The organism is Achromobacter sp. ACM02, from assembly GCF_014851605.1.
Lineage (GTDB): Bacteria > Pseudomonadota > Gammaproteobacteria > Burkholderiales > Burkholderiaceae_B > Achromobacter > Achromobacter aegrifaciens.
Window position 1 is genome coordinate 447,826 of sequence record NZ_JACUZY010000003.1, and the last position, 14,640, is coordinate 462,465.

A 14,640-nucleotide genomic window follows, 5' to 3' on the forward strand; every position below is an offset into this window, starting at 1 on the left:
GAGCAGAACATGAAATTCACCGATCTCTTCGTGCGCCGGCCAGTGCTGGCGCTGGTGGTCAGCACGCTGATCCTGCTGCTGGGCATCAAGGCCCTGAGCGGCCTGCCGGTGCGGCAGTATCCGCTGACCGAAAGCACCACCATCACCATCACCACCCAGTATCCGGGCGCTTCGCCCGACCTCATGCAAGGCTTCGTCACCCAGCCCATCGCGCAGTCCGTGGCCACGGTGGAAGGCATCGACTACCTGTCGTCTTCCTCCACGCAGGGCCGCAGCGTGATCACGGTACGGATGAAGCTGAACGCCGACTCCAACAAGGCCATGACGGAGGTGATGGCCAAGGTCAACGAGGTCAAGTACCGCCTGCCGCAGGACGTCTACGACCCCGTGCTGGTCAAGTCCGCCGGCGAGGCGACCGCCGTGGCCTATGTCGGCTTTTCCAGCAGCACCTTGTCGCTGGCGTCCCTGACGGATTATCTGTCGCGCGTGGTGCAGCCGCAGCTCTCGTCCATCGACGGCGTGGCCAGCGTGGAACTCTACGGCGGGCAAAAACTGGCCATGAGGGTGTGGCTGGACCCGAACCGGATGGCGGCGCGCGGCATTTCCGCGGGCGAACTGGCCGACGCGCTGCGCGACAACAACGTGCAGGCGGCGCCGGGGCAGGCCAAGGGCCTGTACGTGGTGTCCAACATCCAGGTCAACACGGACCTGGTCAACGTCGCGGAATTCCGCGACATGGTGGTCAAGCGCGAGGGCGACGCGATCGTGCGCCTGGGCGACGTGGCCACGGTGGAACTGGGCGCGGCATCCACCGATTCCAGCGGCCTGATGGACGGCGAGCCGGCGGTGTACTTCGGCCTTAACGCCACGCCGGTGGGCAATCCGCTGGTGATCGTCAAACGCCTGAACGAGTTGCTGCCCAACATCAAGCAGAACCTGCCGCCCGGCACCAGCGTACAGGTGCCGTTCGAGCTGGCCCGCTTCATCAGCGCTTCCATCGATGGCGTGGTGCATACGCTGATCGAGGCCATCGCCATCGTGGTGGTGGTGATCTTCCTGTGCCTGGGTTCCTTGCGCGCTGTGCTGATTCCGGTGCTGACCATTCCCCTGTCCATGCTGGGCGGGGCTGCCATCATGGCGCTGTTCGGCTTCAGCGTGAACCTGCTGACCTTGCTGGCCATGGTGCTGGCTATCGGCCTGGTGGTGGACGACGCCATCGTGGTGGTGGAAAACGTGCACCGCCACATCGAAGAGGGCAAGTCGCCGGTGCGCGCGGCTCTCATCGGCGCGCGCGAAGTGGCGGGGCCTGTGATCGCGATGACCATCACGCTGGCCGCGGTCTACGCGCCGATCGGCCTGATGGGCGGGCTTACTGGTTCGCTCTTCAAGGAGTTCGCCTTCACCCTGGCCGGGTCCGTGGTCGTGTCGGGCGTCATTGCGCTGACCTTGTCGCCCGTGATGAGCTCGTTCCTGCTCAACAGCCGGGTCTCCGAGGGCTGGATGGCGCGCCGCGCCGAGCATTTCTTCGGACGCCTGGGCGATGCCTATGGCCGCGTGCTGGACGTCTCGCTGCATCACCGATGGGTGACCGGGCTGATTGCCGTGGCGGTACTGGCGAGCCTGCCGTTCCTCTACAACGCCGCGCAGCGCGAGCTGGCGCCGGTCGAAGACCAGTCCACGGTGCTGACCGCGATCAAGTCGCCGCAGCACGCCAATATCGACTACGTGGAGAAATTCGGCCGCAAGTGGGACGACGTCATGAAGACCCTGCCGGAACAGCAGGGGCGCTGGCTGATCAACGGTTCCGACGGCGTCTCCAACAGCATCGGCGGCGTGGACTTCGTGCCTTGGGAAAAGCGCGAGCGTTCGGCCGATCAGATCCAGGCCGACATGCAGGCCATGGTGAACCAGGTCGAGGGCAGCAATATCTTCGCCTTCCAGCTGCCGTCCCTGCCGGGCTCCACCGGCGGGCTGCCGGTGCAGATGGTCATCATGAGCGCGTCCGACTATCCGGTGGTCTATGAGGCCATGGAGGGATTGAAGAAGGCGGCGCGTGAAAGCGGCCTGTTCATGGTGGTCGACAGCGACCTGGACTACAACAATCCGGTGGTGCAACTGAAGGTGGACCGCGCCAAGGCCAACAGCCTGGGCGTCACCATGAAGGCCATCGGCGACACGCTGGCCGTGCTGGTGGGCGAGAACTACGTGAACCGCTTCGGCATGGACGGCCGTTCCTACGACGTGATTCCGCAGAGCCTGCGCGAACAGCGTATTTCGCCGGAGTCGCTGGCGCGCTACTACGTCAAGAGCGCCAGCGGCGCGCAGGTGCCGCTGTCCAACCTTGTGACCGTGTCCATGGGAGTGGAGCCCAACAAGCTGACGCAGTTCAACCAGCTCAACGCGGCCACCTTCCAGGCCATCCCGATGCCGGGCGTGACCATGGGCGATGCGGTGCAGTTCCTGACCCGGCAAGCCCAGTTCCTGCCTGCGGGCTTCAGCTACGACTGGCAGTCGGATGCGCGCCAGTACAGCCAGGAAGGCTCGGCGCTGATGATCACCTTCATCTTCGCCATCATCGTGATCTACCTGGTGCTGGCGGCGCAATACGAGAGCCTGCGCGACCCCTTCATCATCCTGGTGAGCGTGCCCATGTCGATCTGCGGCGCGCTGATACCGCTGGCGCTGGGCATGGCTACCGTCAACATCTATACCCAGATCGGGCTGGTGACGCTGATCGGCCTGATCAGCAAGCACGGCATCCTGATGGTGGAGTTCGCCAATGAAATGCAGGTCAGCCACGGGCTGGACCGGCGCACCGCGATGGAGCAGGCCGCCCGCATCCGGTTGCGTCCCATCCTGATGACGACCGCCGCCATGGTCATGGGCCTGATCCCGTTGCTGTTCGCCAGCGGCGCGGGCGCGCACAGCCGCTACAGCCTGGGCCTGGTCATCGTGGTGGGCCTGCTGGTGGGCACGCTGTTTACGTTGTTCGTGCTGCCCACCGTCTACACCGTATTCGCCCGGGACCACCGCGCAGCGCACGACACGCCGCGCGCCCGGGAACTGGCGCTGGCCCAGGCCGAGGACGCCGCGGCGCCCGGCGCCTCCGCCTAGCCAAAGGAAACCATCATGAAGCACTCACAACTTTCCATACGCATGCGCCGCGGCGCGGCCGTGCTGCTGGCCGCGCTGGCCACGGCCGGCTGCGCCGTCGGACCCGACTACCAGAAGCCCCAGGCTGCTCCGGTGGCGTTGGCCAGCCCTGAACAGGCCCTGTTCTCCACCGATCAATTGCAGCGCGACTGGTGGAAGCAATTGCAGGACCCCCAGCTGGACCGGCTGATCGATCTGGCGCTGTCGCGCAATCTGGATATCCGCATGGCGCAGGCGCGCCTGGCCGAGTCGCGCGCGGTGCTGGACGAGAAGGAGCTGGACCAGTTGCCGGTGGTCACGCTGGGCGGCGGCTATGAACGCAGCCTGTCGCAGGCCAATGCCGGCGTCGCGGGCCGGCGCAATCTGGCCGAGAGCTACCGGGCGGGCTTTGACGCCACCTGGGAGCTGGACCTGTTCGGCCGGCTGCGCCGGGCGGCCGAGGGCGCGGCTGCGCGCAGCGAGGCGCAGGCCGCGGACCTGGCCCAGACCCGCATCGTCGTGGCCGCCGAAGTGGCGCGCAATTACTTCGAGCTGCGCGGCGCGGAACAGCGCCTGGCCGTGGCGCGCGCCAACCTGGACAGCCAGCGCGACAGCCTGCGCGTGATCCAGGCCATGGTGTCGGCCGGCCGCGGCGACGAAGGCGACCTGGCCAGCGCCCGCGCCGAACTGGAGACCGTGCAGGCCAGCGTGCCGTTGCAGATCGCGGCCCGACGGCTGGCGCAGTACCGGATCGCGGTGTTGGCGGGCCTGCGGCCGGTGGAGCTGGGCGAGCTCGATGCGGGCAAGGCGCTGGCGCCCCTGGATACCCGCCTGCCGATCGGCGACGTGAGCGCCTTGCTGTCGCGCCGCCCGGACGTGCTGGCGGCCGAACGCGGCATGGCTGCGGCCAACGCCGACGTGGGCGTGGCGACTGCGGAGCTCTATCCGCGCATCGACCTGGGCGGGTTCCTGGGTTTCGTCGCCCTGCGCGGCGCGGATTTCGGCTCATCGGCCAGCCGCGCGTTCAGCGTGGCGGCCACGGCCAACTGGCCTGCCTTCCATCTGCCCACGGCGCTGGCGCGCAAGCGTGGCGCGGTGGCGCGCGCGGACGGCGCCGTCGCCAGCTACGAGCTGACCGTGCTGCGCGCGGTCGAGGAACTGGAATCGGCGCTGACGGAGTACGGCCAGACCCAGCAGCGCCTGGGCAGCCTGGCGCAGGCGGCCGCGCATAGCGGCAGGGCGGCGGAACTGGCGCAGCTGCGCTACCGCGAGGGCAGTACGCCGTATTTGACGGTGCTGGACGCGCAGCGTACGCTTTTGCGCGCCCAGGACGCCGTGGCCGTGGCCGAAACCGAGTCCTATACCCGCCTGATCGCGCTGTACAAAGCCTTGGGGGGCGGATGGGAGGCGCCCTCGATGGATCCGCCGGCCGCTTCCGGCTGACCGGCAGGCCAGGTTCATGGCACCATAGGCAAACAACCGGAGTATGCACATCCATGTCTGACAGTCCGTCCCATCCCGTGGTCTGGGAGCATCAGCCCGCCGATCGCGTGCTCATGACCCTGAAGACGCGGGGCCCGCAATCCGTCGCCGTCATTGCCAAGGCCCTGGACGTGACGGCCGAGGCCGTGCGTCAGCAGATGACGCGCCTGCATGCGGAAGGACTGGTGGATTCCGAAAGCCACAGCGCGGGCCGGGGCCGGCCCACGCAGATCTGGTTCCTGACCGATGCCGGAAACGGGCGCTTCCCGGACACGCATGCGGAAATGACGGTGCAGATGCTGGGCGCGGTGCGCCAGGTGTTTGGCGAAGAGGGCATCGAAAAGCTGATCCAGGCGCGCGAAGCCGCCATGCTCAACAGCTACCGCCAGGCCATGCAGGGCGCCCGCAGCCTGAAGGAAAGGCTGGAGCGGCTGGTGGAAGTCCGCTCTGCCGAAGGCTACATGGCCGAGCTGCGCAAGGATGGCGCGGACTTCCTGTTCATCGAGAACCACTGCCCGATCTGCTCCGCGGCCAAAGCCTGTATGGGCTTTTGCCGCAGCGAGCTGGAACTCTTCCACAAGGTGCTAGGAGCAGAAGTCCGGGTGCGCCGCGAAGAACACATCCTCGCGGGCGCGCGCCGCTGCGCCTACCGTATCGACAAGGCTGGCTGACCAGTCATGAGCGGGGCTGCTCCCAGCCGCCCAGCGCCTTGTACAACTCCACCGCATTGACCAGCCGGCGCTGCTGCAGCCGGATGAACTCCTGTTCGGATTCGAACAGGCTGCGCTGCGCTTCCAGCATTTCCAGGTAGCTCGCCACGCCGCGTTCGTAGCGCCTTTCGGTCAGGCGCTGGCGGTCGCGGTCGGCGTCGCGGACCTTGCGCTGGGCGTCGATCTGGGCGCGCAGCGTGTCGCGCGCGGACAGCGCGTCGGCCACTTCGCGGAAGGCCTGCTGGATGCTGCCCTCGTACTGGGCCACCGCGATGTCCTTGCGCGCTTCCGCCAGCGACAGGTTGGCGCTGTTGCGTCCGGCGTTGAAGATGGGCAGCGTCAGCTTGGGCGCGAAGGTCCAGGTGCCCGTGCCCGAACCGAACAGGTCCGAGAAGCTGCCCGCCGTGGTGCCGATGTCGGTCGTCAGCTGCACCGACGGGAAGAACGCCGCGCGCGCCGCGCCGATGTCGGCGTTGGCGGCCCGCAGCGTGTCCTCGGCCTGGCGCAAGTCCGGGCGACGGACCAGCAGGGTCGAAGGCAGGCCCGCGGCCAGCGGTGTCAGGCTCTGGCTTTCCAGCGTGACGGCATCGGTGTCGGGCGGCAGCGAAAAGTCGCCCGCCAGCAGGCCCAGGGTGTGCACCGACTGCCGGTATTCCCGGCTCAGTTCGGCATGCGTGGCGCGCGAGGATTCCACCAGCATCTGCGCGGTACGCAGCCCCACGGCCGTTTCCAGTCCGGCGTCGTAACGGCGCTGGGTCAGTTTGAGCGAGGCCTCGCGTAGCGCCAGCGTGCTTTCGGTCAGGCGCAGCTGTTCGGCCAGTGAGCGCTGGTTGAAGTAGGCCGTGGCCGTCTCCGACACCAGCGACAGCGTGGCAGCGCGGTGCGCTTCCTCGCTGGCCAGGTAGCGCGACAGCGCCGCGTCGCTCAGGCTCTTCACGCGGCCGAAGAAATCCAGTTCGAACGCGGCGATGCCGACGGCGGCGCGGTAGCGGTCGGCCACCGGCATGCGCGGCTGGCCGGGCTCCGCGCCGCGTCCGCGGCTGAACTCGCCCGTGCCGTCGATGGACGGCAGGCGGTCGGCCTGCTGTACGCCGTACAGCGCCCGCGCTTCCTGGATGCGCAGCGCCGCCACCCGCAGGTTGCGGTTGTTCTCGAGCGCGGCGGCGATCCAGGCCTGCAGCGCCGGGTCGTTGAAGTAATCGCGCCAGTCCTGCGGCATCGCCGCCAGTCCGTCCGCGGCGACCGTGTCATAGGCCTGGGGGACCGGCGCTGCCGGTCGCTCATAGGTGGGGGCCAGCGAGCAGCCGGCCAGGGCCAGCGCAAGCAGGGTCATTGCCATAGCCTTCATGGCGTGGTCTCCAGCGTTTCGCGGCCTTGCGGACGCGAGGGACGCACGCGCATGCCCAGCGCGCGGCCCACGATCAAAAAGAAGAGCGGCACCAGGAAGATGGCCAGCACCGTCGCCGTGACGATGCCGCCCAGCACGCCCGTGCCGATCGCGGCCTGGGCGCCCGAGGCCGCGCCGGTGGCCAGCGCCAGGGGCAGCACGCCCACGCCGAAGGCCAGCGAGGTCATCACGATGGGCCGCAGCCGCAGCCTGGCGGCCTCCAGCGTGGCGGACACGATGCCCTGGCCGTCGCGCACCAGGTCCTTGGCTACTTCCACGATCAGGATCGCGTTCTTGGCCGACAGCCCGATGGTGGCGATGAGGCCGACCTTGAAGTAGATGTCGTTGGGCATGCCGCGCAGCGTTACGCCCAGCACCGCGCCGATCACGCCCAGCGGCACCACCAGGATCACCGCCAGCGGTATCGACCAGCTTTCATACAGCGCGGCCAGGGCCAGGAACACGACCAGCACCGACAGCGCGAACAGCACGGGCGCCTGGTTGCCGGACAGCCGTTCCTCGTAGGACTGCCCCGACCAGTCGAAGCCGATGCCGCGCGGCAGTTCGGCCGCCAGCGCCTCCATGGCGCGCATGGCCTCGCCGCTGCTGTGCCCGGGCGCGGCCGAGCCGTTGATGGTGAACGACGGGAAGCCGTTGTAGCGGTTGAGCTGCGGCGGTCCCATCGACCATTTCAGGGTGGCGAAGGCCGACAGCGGCACCATCTGGCCCTGCAGGTTGCGTACATGCAGGCGCGACACGTCTTCCATGTCGATACGGCTCTTGCCGTCGGCCTGCACGGTCACGCGCCGCACCTGGCCATTGAGCATGAAGTCGCCGATATAGTCCGAACCGTACATTACCGCCAGGGCGGTGTTGATCTCGTCCAGTGGCACGCCCATGGCCTGCGCCTTGTCGCGGTCGACGCGCAGCTCCAGCTGCGGCGCTTCTTCCTGGCCGGCGAAGACAACCTCCGTCAGCGCGGGATGCTTGGCCGCCGCTGCCAGCAATTGCTGGCGCGCCTGCTCCAGGGCCTCGTAGCCCAGTCCACCCCGGTCCTGCAGGCGGAAGTCGAAGCCCGAGGTGGAGCCCAGGTCCGGCAGCGGCGGGGAGTTCAGCGCGTGCACCATGACGTTCTTGCGGTCGGCGAAGGCGGCGTTGATGCGTTCCACCACCGCGTTCACGTGCAGGTCGGCGCCGCCGCGCTGCTTCCAGTCCTTTAGCGTGACGAAGAACATGGCCGAGTTCGGTCCGCTGCCGTAGTTGCTGAAGCCGTTGACCGAATACACATATTCGACGGGCTCATGTTCCATCATGTAGCGCTCGACCTCTTTCACCATCGCCATGGTTTCGGCTTGCGGCGAGCCCTGGGGCAGGATGACCATGGCCATGAAGCTGCCCTGGTCTTCGTCCGGCAGGAAGGAAGAGGGCAGCCGGGCGAACAGCAGCGCCACCGCGGCGATCACCGCCAGATAGGCCAGGCCGAAGCGCACCGGACGGGCCAGCACGCCCGACACCCGGGCGGTGTAGCGCGCCGTCAGGCGCGCGAAGGCCCGGTTGAACCAGCCGAAGAAGCCGCGCTTCTCGTGGTGGCCGGCGGCGATCGGCTTGAGCATGCTGGCGCACAGCGCCGGCGTCAGCGACAGCGCCAGGAAGGCCGAGAAGGCAATCGACACGGCCAGCGTCACGGCGAACTGGCGGTAGATGTTGCCCACCGCGCCGTCAAAGAAGGCCATCGGCACGAACACCGACACCAGCACCACCGTGATGCCCACGATGGCGCCGCTGATCTGGCCCATGGCCTTGACCGTGGCCTCGCGCGGCGACAAGCCTTCCTCGGCCATGATGCGCTCGACGTTTTCCACCACCACGATGGCGTCGTCGACCAGGATGCCGATGGCCAGCACCATGCCGAACATCGTCAGCACGTTGATGGAATAGCCCAGCCCCAGCATCACGCCCAGCGTGCCCAGCAGCGCCACCGGCACGACCAGCGTCGGAATCAGCGTGGCGCGGAAGTTCTGCATGAACAGGTACATCACGCAGAACACCAGGGCTACGGCTTCCAGCAGGGTCATCAGCACCTTCTTGATCGAGATTTCGACGAAGGTGGATGTCTCGTACGGAATGTCCCAGGTCACGCCCGGCGGGAAATACTGGGCCAGCTCCTGCATGGTCGCGCGGATGCGCTTGGTGGTTTCGACCGCGTTCGAACCCGGCGCCAGCTTGATGCCCAGGCCCGTGCCGGTCATGCCGTTCACGCGCGACAGGTACATGTAGTCGGTGCCGCCCAATTCGACCCGCGCCACATCCTTCAGGCGCAAAGTGGCACCGTCCGGCTGCGCGCGCAGCGGAATGTTGCCGAATTGCTCGGGCGTGCGCAGGGACTCGCCCGCGACGATGCTGGCGTTCAGCGGGGCGTCCTTGGGCACGGCCTGGTTGCCCAGCTCGCCGATGGTGACGCGGGCGTTGTGGCTGCGCAGGGCCGAGACGATGTCGCCCGGGGTCAGGGACATGGCCGTCAGCTTGGCCGGATCCGGCCAGATGCGCATGGCGGCTTCCGCGCCGAACGACTGCACCTTGCCCACGCCTTCCACGCGGCGCAACGCCTGCAGCACGTTGGAGGCTGCCAGTTCGCCCAGCTGGATGTCATCCAGCCCGCCATCCGACTTCAGCGACACCACCAGCTGGATGTTGTCGGCCGCCTTCTCCACGCGCACGCCGTCGCGGCGCACCGATTCCGGCAGGCGCGGCTCCACCGCCTTCAGGCGGTTCTGCACTTCCACGGCCGCCAGGTCCGGGTTGGTGCCTTGCTTGAAAGTCAGGTTGATGCTGGCCCAGCCCGTCGAGTCGCTGCTGGACGAGGTGTACATCAGTCCCGGCGCGCCGTTCATCTCGCGTTCGATGATGGCGGTGACGGCCTCTTCGACCACCTTGGCCGAGGCGCCGGGGTAGCTGGCGCCGACGTTGACCACGGGCGGGGCGATGTCCGGATATTGGGCCACCGGCAGCGCACGGATCGACAGGATGCCGACCAGCACGATCAGCAGCGAGATCACCCAGGCGAAGACGGGGCGATCGATAAAAAAACGCGCCATTGCGGTTTATCCTTTTTGGCCCGGCGCGGACGTCCTAGCCTGGACGCCGGCCTCCGGGTTGCCGGCGGCGGGGGCCTGCGCACCGGGCGCGGCCCGCTCCACCGGTTTGATTTTCTGTCCCGCCGCCATATGCGCGGCGTTCTCGACGACGATGCGTTCGCCGCCTGCCAATCCCTGCGTGACGATCCAGTTCGGACCCTGCAGCCGCTCTGCGGTGACGGCGATCTTCTTCAGCTCTCCGTCTGCACCCGCGGCCAGCACGTGCGCGCCTTCGGCATTGCGCAGCAGGGCGTTGCGCGGCACCAGATAGGTGTCGCGGTTGATCGCCTGCTCCAGCCGCACCCGCACATACATGCCCGGCAGCAGATCGCGGCCCGGGTTCTCGAACAGCGCCCGCATGGTGACGTTGTCCGTGCCGGGATCCACCGCCAGATCGGCGAACGACAGCGTGCCGCCGCGCCCGTACTCCGAGCCGTCGGGCAGCAGCAGCCGCACCCGCACCTGGTCCGGCGCCACGCCTTCCAGGGCGCCCGCGCGGATCTGCTTCTGCAACTGCATCACCTCGGCCGCCGGCTGGGCGAAGTTCACGTAGATGGGATCGATCTGCTGCACCACCGTCAGCGGCGTGGCCTGGCCTTCGCCCACCAGTGCGCCTTCGGTCACCAGCGCGCGCCGCGCCCGGCCGTCGATGGGCGAAGTGACGCGCGCGTAATCCAGCTTCAGCTTGGCGCTCTGCAGGTTGGCGCGGGCCAGGGCGACCTCGGCCCGCGCTTGGCGTTCCTGCGCCACGCTTTCGGCGTGGTCGCGTTCGCTGATGGCGCGGTCCGACACCAGGTCAGCGTAGCGGCGCAGCTTGTCGGCGGCGGCGGAAAGATTGGCCTGCGCGCGCGCCAGGTTCGCGGCTTCCGAATCGTAGGCAGCCTGCAACGGCGCGGGATCGATCTGGAACAGGGCGGCGCCGCGCGTCACATCCTGGCCTTCTTCGTACAGGCGCGCGGTGACGATGCCGGCCACGCGCGCGCGCACTTCGGCTTCGCGGTAGGGCTCCAGCCGGCCCGGCAATTCGGTCGCGACGCTGGTGGGCGTGGCTTGGGCAACGATGACGCCGACTTCGGCGGGAGCCTCGGTGGCTTGTTGGGCTTCCGGTTTCGAGCAACCGGTAATAAGAATTAGTACGGAAGAAAGGGCGAGCGTGCGTAGAGAGACTCTTTGCTTCATTTTTAAAATTTCTGATGGGCCCGCAGAGGGCTGAGGTGGGGAAAGGCGCCGACTTTCCCGCGTGGGGAAGCGAGTCTATCATTTAATCCGTCACGCTTGATTAATTATTTTGTTCGGAAGTATGCTCCCCGCTTCACACTTATTCACAGTGACGAAAGAGGCGGCTTCTTGTTTTGAAGCCGCCGTTTTTTTGCAGCCGGTTTTTTAAGAAGGAGGTCCCCCGCATGGCCCGCAAGACGAAAGAAGAGTCCCAACGCACCCGCGACCGCATCCTGGATGCCGCGGAGCACGTGTTCCTGTCCAAGGGGGTGGCCGCCACCACCATGAGCGACATCGCCGACCACGCAGGGGTGTCCCGGGGCGCCGTCTACGGCCATTACAAAAACAAGATCGACGTCTGCATCGCCATGTGCGACCGCGCGCTGGGCGAGGCTGCTCTCCTGACTCATGTCTCGACCGACGGCGAGGCGCTGGAATCGCTCTACACCTCCATGCGGCAATACATCCAGATCTACGCGCAGGAAGGCTCGGTGCAGCGCGTGCTGGAAATCCTGTACCTCAAATGCGAACGCAGCGACGAGAACGCGCCGCTGCTGCGCCGCCGTGACTTGTGGGAGCGCCACGCCCTGCGCACCTCCGAGAAACTGCTGCGCGCCGCGGTCAAGCGCGAGGACCTGCCGCGCGCGCTGGACGTGCGCCTGTCCAATCTTTATCTGCACGCCCTGGTCGACGGGGTGTTTGACAGCATCTGCTGGTCCGATCGCCTCAAGGGCGACATGTGGCCGCGCGTCGAGCGCATGCTCCGCGCCGCCATCGATACCCTCCGGTTTTCCGCGCACCTGCTGACGCCGAAAGCCGCCTGATTCCGCGGCGGGCGCTTTTCAACGGGATGCTCCTGAAGTGAGCATCCCCATGCCGGACGCCCCTACAATCCGCGCATGACCCTCAAGCAACTCGAAGCCTTCTACTGGGCCGCCACCTGCGCAAGTTTCGCCGTGGCGGCCGAGCGTCTGCATCTGTCGGTATCGTCGCTGTCCAAGCGCATCACCGAGCTCGAGGAAGGCCTGGGCCTGTCCTTGTTCGATCGCAGCGGCCACAAGGCGGTGCTGACCGACGCCGGCCAGCGCCTGCTGCCGCAGGCGCGCGACCTGCTGGCCTCGGCGGAGCAGATACGGGCGTCGCTGGCGCAAAGTGCGGGGCTCAGCGGTCGCTGCCGCTTCGGCGTGGGCGAGCTGACCGCGCTCACCTGGCTGCCGCGGCTGATCCGGGGCGTGCGCGCCGCCTATCCGGACCTGGTGCTGGAACCCTATGTGGACATCGGCCAGGTGCTGGAGCAGCGCGTGGCCGACGGCGAACTGGACTTTGCCGTGATCGCCGGCCGTTCCTCTCGGCCCAATATCGCTTCCACGGCCATAGGCCAGGCCGACTTTTCCTGGGTCGCCGCGCCGGCGCTGCTGGACGGCGCCACGCGCATGACGCCGGAGCTGCTTGCCCGCCTGCCGCTGGTCACGCTGCCGGCGGGGGCCGGCACCACGCGCATCATCGACGACTGGCTGGCGGGCCGCGATGCCGGCGGCGAACGCCTCTGCTGCAACAACTGGGGGGCGGTGGTCGGCCTTCTGATAGAAGGCACCGGGGTCGGCCTGCTGCCCAGCCATTGGGCCCGCGCCTTGCAGGCCGAGGGCAGCCTGCGCGTGCTGGAAGGCGATACGCCGCTGGCGGCCATGCCTTATGCATTCCAGTACCGCCGCGATGATGCCCGGCCGCTGGTCGCCAAGCTGCGCGCCGAGGTCCAGGCCGCCGTGGACTTCGCGGCCCCTTGCCGCATCCCCTGAGGGTGCGTCCGCAAGGCGGCCGTCCGGCGCGCATTTAGGCTTACGACAGCCGCCGCTCTATACAATCGCCGCGCGCCTGGCGCAGAATCCAACAAGAACGTGCGCAGCGGGGGATGGACCCGGATGCAGCACGGCTCGGGTCTGTTCCCTCATGCCGGGCGGCGCGTCCGCGTGGGGAACCAGGCCGACCTGAACCGACGGAGATCTTTCATGCGTAAACTTTGCCTCGCCATGGCCATGGCGGGAATGCTGGCCAGCGGATTGGCGCAAGCGCAATCCACCCTGCGTATCGGCTTGCAGGACGACCCCGACGTGCTGGACCCGGTGCGCGCGCGCACCTTCGTGGGCCGCATCGTCTTCGCTTCCCTCTGCGACAAGCTGGTGGAGATCACGCCGGACCTGAAGATCGTGCCGCAGCTGGCGCAATCCTGGACCTTCAGCCCCGACAACAAGGTCCTGACCTTCAAGCTGCGCACCGACGCCGTTTTCCATGACGGCACGCCGGTGAACGCCGCCGCCGTCAAGGCCAACCTGGACCGCGCCCGCACCTTGCCCGACAGCAACCGCAAGAGCGAGTTGGCCACCGTCGCCAGCGTCGAGGCCCCGGACGCCAGCACCGTGGTGCTGACGCTGTCCGAACCCGATGCCTCGCTGCTGTCGCAGCTGTCCGACCGCGCCGGGATGATGATGTCTCCCGCCAGCTTCGACAAGGACCCTGGCGGCAAGCCGGTGTGCTCCGGCCCCTACCAGTTCAAGGAGCGCGTGCAGAACGACCGCATCGTGCTCGAGAAATTTCCCAAGTACTGGGACGCCGCCAACTATCACTTCGACCGTCTGGTCTACACCCCGATTCCCGACAACACCGTGCGCCTGAACAACCTGCGCGCCGGCGACCTGGACATCATCGAGCGCGTGGCGCCCAGCGATGCCAAGGCGGTGAAGGACGACAAGAACCTGACCCTGGCGCCGGTGACCGGCCTGGGCTTCCAGGCCATTTCGGTGAACCTGGCCAATGGCGCGCGCGCCAACAACCCCCTGGCCAAGGACAAGCGCGTGCGTCAGGCGCTGGACCTCGCGATCGACCGCGACGTGCTCAATCAGGTGATCGGCGAAGGCATGTTCCAGCCCGCCTATCAGCCGTTCCCGCCGGCCAGCTTCGCCTACAACACCGCCTTCGAGCACAAGGGCCGCGACCCCAAGAAGGCGCAGGCGCTGTTGAAGGAAGCGGGCTATGACCGCGTCAAGTTCGAGATCACCTTTGGCAACAACACCACCATGCAACAGGTGTTCGAGCTGGTACAGGCCATGGGCGCCGAAGCGGGCTTCGACATCACGCTGCGTCCGGTGGAGTTCGCGTCCCTGCAATCCTCGCTCGCGCGCGGCGACTTCGAAGTGGGGCAGAGCGGCTGGTCGGGCCGCGTCGATCCCAGCGGCAACATCCACCAGTACCTGAGCTGCAAGGGCAACCTGAACGACGGCAAGTTCTGCGACGCCGCCGTGGACAAGCTGCTCAACGATGCCCGCGCCGAATCGGACACCGCCAAGCGCCGCGCCATGTATGACCAGGTGCTGACGGCGATGCAGGATCAGCGCCCGATCGTCTACCTGTTCTACCTGCCGTGGACCTTTGGCGTGCAGAAGAAGGTGGAGGGCTTTGTGCCTTACCCCGACGGCCTGATCCGCCTGAAGGGCGTCACTGTGGCAAAAAAGTAGGCTCCCCCCTACCCGTTGGCGCGGGCCCCCCAGGGGGCGGCGCTGGCGGACCAGCGGAGCCGGATCCG

Annotated in this window: 9 protein-coding genes; 6 read left to right on the plus strand and 3 right to left on the minus strand. The window is 67.5% G+C overall.

Features of this window, described 5'->3' with window-relative positions:
- Positions 1–9 precede the first annotated feature (9 nt).
- From IB258_RS10975 to IB258_RS10985, 3 genes are read left to right on the plus strand one after another with little or no spacing between them, the layout of a single operon-like run.
- Positions 10–3,114: a MexW/MexI family multidrug efflux RND transporter permease subunit gene (locus tag IB258_RS10975; protein WP_125473049.1), complete on the plus strand. Its 3,105-nt coding sequence runs from the start codon at positions 10–12 to the stop codon at positions 3,112–3,114.
- Between the two features lie 15 nt (positions 3,115–3,129).
- Complete coding sequence (locus IB258_RS10980) at positions 3,130–4,575, plus strand: efflux transporter outer membrane subunit (RefSeq protein WP_192352581.1); 1,446 nt, start codon at positions 3,130–3,132, stop codon at positions 4,573–4,575.
- A gap of 53 nt (positions 4,576–4,628) precedes the next feature.
- Entirely contained in the window at positions 4,629–5,285 is a 657-nt protein-coding gene (locus tag IB258_RS10985) for a metalloregulator ArsR/SmtB family transcription factor (RefSeq protein ID WP_119449049.1), read from the plus strand.
- A 4-nt stretch (positions 5,286–5,289) separates the two neighbouring features.
- On the opposite strand, the gene oprZ is transcribed toward IB258_RS10985, so the two are convergent.
- Genes oprZ through IB258_RS11000 form a run of 3 tightly spaced genes read right to left on the minus strand, consistent with a single transcriptional unit; the run spans position 5,290 to position 11,024 of the window.
- Entirely contained in the window at positions 5,290–6,672 is a 1,383-nt protein-coding gene (oprZ, locus tag IB258_RS10990; RefSeq protein ID WP_054450454.1) for a multidrug efflux RND transporter outer membrane subunit OprZ, read from the minus strand.
- Positions 6,669–9,806 carry a multidrug efflux RND transporter permease subunit gene (locus IB258_RS10995; protein WP_192352582.1) on the minus strand — a complete coding sequence of 1,046 codons (3,138 nt, stop codon included), beginning with the start codon at positions 9,804–9,806 and terminating at the stop codon, positions 6,669–6,671. Before IB258_RS10995 ends, oprZ begins: the two co-directional genes overlap by 4 nt.
- 6 nt (positions 9,807–9,812) lie before the next feature.
- Complete coding sequence (locus tag IB258_RS11000) at positions 9,813–11,024, minus strand: MexX/AxyX family multidrug efflux RND transporter periplasmic adaptor subunit (protein ID WP_192352583.1); 1,212 nt, start codon at positions 11,022–11,024, stop codon at positions 9,813–9,815.
- 224 nt (positions 11,025–11,248) lie between these two features.
- Between IB258_RS11000 and axyZ the strand changes: the two genes are divergently transcribed.
- The 3 genes from axyZ to IB258_RS11015 all read left to right on the plus strand — a co-directional run bounded on the left by axyZ (position 11,249) and on the right by IB258_RS11015 (position 14,572).
- Entirely contained in the window at positions 11,249–11,887 is a 639-nt protein-coding gene (gene axyZ / locus IB258_RS11005) for a multidrug efflux transcriptional repressor AxyZ (protein WP_192352584.1), read from the plus strand.
- 75 nt (positions 11,888–11,962) lie between these two features.
- Positions 11,963–12,859, plus strand: coding sequence for a LysR family transcriptional regulator (locus IB258_RS11010; RefSeq protein ID WP_119449054.1), 897 nt, complete (start codon positions 11,963–11,965; stop codon positions 12,857–12,859).
- 210 nt (positions 12,860–13,069) lie between these two features.
- On the plus strand, positions 13,070–14,572 hold the full coding sequence (locus IB258_RS11015) for an ABC transporter substrate-binding protein (protein WP_119449055.1): 1,503 nt from the start codon (positions 13,070–13,072) through the stop codon (positions 14,570–14,572).
- Positions 14,573–14,640 lie beyond the last annotated feature (68 nt).

Bases quoted from the DNA above. Each gene is read 5' to 3' on its own strand.
- IB258_RS10995 (WP_192352582.1), bottom strand. From the start codon at position 9,806: ATGGCGCGTTTTTTTATCGATCGCCCCGTCTTCGCCTGGGTGATCTCG.
- IB258_RS10985 (WP_119449049.1), top strand. From the start codon at position 4,629: ATGTCTGACAGTCCGTCCCATCCCGTGGTCTGGGAGCATCAGCCCGCC.
- oprZ (WP_054450454.1), bottom strand. From the start codon at position 6,672: ATGAAGGCTATGGCAATGACCCTGCTTGCGCTGGCCCTGGCCGGCTGC.
- IB258_RS11015 (WP_119449055.1), top strand. From the start codon at position 13,070: ATGCGTAAACTTTGCCTCGCCATGGCCATGGCGGGAATGCTGGCCAGC.
- IB258_RS11010 (WP_119449054.1), top strand. From the start codon at position 11,963: ATGACCCTCAAGCAACTCGAAGCCTTCTACTGGGCCGCCACCTGCGCA.
- IB258_RS11000 (WP_192352583.1), bottom strand. From the start codon at position 11,024: ATGAAGCAAAGAGTCTCTCTACGCACGCTCGCCCTTTCTTCCGTACTA.
- axyZ (WP_192352584.1), top strand. From the start codon at position 11,249: ATGGCCCGCAAGACGAAAGAAGAGTCCCAACGCACCCGCGACCGCATC.
- IB258_RS10975 (WP_125473049.1), top strand. From the start codon at position 10: ATGAAATTCACCGATCTCTTCGTGCGCCGGCCAGTGCTGGCGCTGGTG.
- IB258_RS10980 (WP_192352581.1), top strand. From the start codon at position 3,130: ATGAAGCACTCACAACTTTCCATACGCATGCGCCGCGGCGCGGCCGTG.